2 protein-coding genes are annotated in these 1,176 nt (G+C 61.4%); both read right to left on the bottom strand.

The genetic code is table 11. The annotated features are described in order from the left end of the window. On the bottom strand, positions 1-466 hold a 466-nt coding region (locus DBR24_RS32275; protein ID WP_371921294.1), incomplete at its 3' end, for a PAS domain-containing protein. Between the two features lie 100 nt (positions 467-566). Then, positions 567-1,176, bottom strand: a 610-nt coding sequence (locus DBR24_RS15330; protein WP_256591510.1) for a LysR substrate-binding domain-containing protein, incomplete at its 5' end; no start/stop codon positions are given.

Genomic DNA, 1,176 nt, shown 5'->3' with positions numbered 1-1,176 from the left:
CCGCCGGTGCCGGGTTGGCGTTGAAGGTCCTTTCGAAACGCTGCTCGGCGTTGGCCCAGTCGGTGACGTCGCTCATGATCAGCACCAGCGACTCGGGCTGACCTTCGCGGTTGGTGAGCACCATGCTGCGCACGTTGTGCACCCAGACGCGCTCCGGGTCATCGACGGCGGACACTTCGATCAGCACATCACTGAACACCTCGCAGCGAGCGACGCGGCTGATCGGATAGTTCTCCGGTGGCAGGGTGTGGTTATTGCGATAGCGCAGGCTGAAGCGCTTGGCGTATTCGCCGGCACTCGTGCCCAGCTCACCAATCCGGCTGACCCCGTGCATGGCCAGCGCCGCTTCGTTGGCCCAGAGAATGCTCTGATCCAGCTCCAGCAGAATCACCCCGTCCGACAAACCGGCGATGATCTGTTGCAACTGGCGACGATTGGTTTCGGTGGTCAAGACTTCCTGGCTCATTGGATCTCCACAGGTAATACGCGTGTGAAGATTACGACCGCAGCCGCCCGCGATCGTGCCACCCTCTTCACCCCACCCCATATCCATTGCAGGCTCACTCCTACCGGGATTTGTGTTGGCCTGAGGTTTCGACAAGTTCTCGCAGAGTATCGAGAAACAGTTTGAGCACTGGCGAGGCATCGTCGGCGCGGTACGTGGCGTACAGCGGCACTTCCGGCAGCGCCGGGGTCAAGGCGCGGAACACCAGCCCCGCCGGCGCCAGCTGTTCGATGGACGCCGGCAACAGCGCCACACCAAACCCGGCGCGGACCAGACTGAGCAGGGTTTGCACCTCAATGACCTGTTGACGAATCTGCGGGGTGAATCCGGCCTGAACGCAGCACTGATAGAGAAAGTTGGCGAACCGCGACTGTTTCAATTCCAGCGCCACAAACGGCTCCCGGGCCAGATCTGCCGGCGCCAGCACCTCGCGCGTCGCCAGTGGATGATCCGCAGGCATGACCACGTGAATCGGCTCGTAGATCAGCAACTCATTCCGCAACTGCGGATCGTCATAACCGACCCGAAACACACAGGCATCAATGCGTTTCTCTTTCAACGCCTTGACCTGCGCCGCCGGGGTCATCTCGTGCAGGCGCCAGTTGACCTGCGGATAACGCTCACGAAACAGGTGCAAAGCCTTGGGCAGCACGCCGACCATCACCGAACTG

Origin of the sequence: Pseudomonas sp. HMWF006 (assembly GCF_003061205.1) — a bacterium.
GTDB lineage: Bacteria > Pseudomonadota > Gammaproteobacteria > Pseudomonadales > Pseudomonadaceae > Aquipseudomonas > Aquipseudomonas monsensis.
The sequence above is the reverse complement of the archived record's forward strand: the minus strand, read 5'-3'. Positions and strand labels throughout refer to the sequence as shown.